1 pseudogene is annotated in these 639 nt (G+C 47.3%); it reads right to left on the minus strand.

What is annotated here, in order from left to right:
* A pseudogene (locus tag CIK04_RS24420) lies at positions 1 to 639 on the minus strand (transglycosylase SLT domain-containing protein); the annotation flags it as partial.

Here is a 639-nt window from a genome sequence, read left to right on the forward strand (position 1 = left end):
CTTAGCAAGGAACTCCTCTGCTTTATCGACAGGAATCATGCAACTGGAATGGACCTTCTGGCGCAGTTGACCACTGATTGTAGTGCCGGGTTGTAGCTTTGCAGCTCTTTCACTGGTAATCCTGCATATTGTGCAGCGATAGCCAAATCAAGCCATGCTCTTTAGGGTCTCTAGCTAAGGTAAGAAACTGGCTGGTTAGGAATGGCCGGAATATCGATACCGTACTTTTCTTGATTGGCAATAATATCCGCCAGTGCGAGCAGTTTTGGTACATAGCCACTGGTTTCTTTTGGTAAATCAAGTGAAAAGAAATCAGTCGGCTCTCCGAGTTTATTATTTTATCGGATTGCACTTGATACACGGCCCCCACCACTGTTGTAAGCGGCAATCGCATGATTCCAGTTCCCGTCAAAACGCTTATTTAGGTAGGTGAGATAATCGAGCGCAGCATCGGTTGCTGCGGCCACGTCTCGACGACCGTCATACCAAAAATTTTGCTCTAGACCATACATTTTCCCTGTGCCCGGAACAAACTGCCATAAGCCAGCGGCACTGCCATGAGAGTAGGCAAATGGGTCGAAATGAGCTTTCAACGACAGGTAAAAGTGCTAGCTCAAGAGGTAAATCGCGCGCTTCAAT

Source organism: Vibrio sp. 03_296 (genome assembly GCF_002265885.1).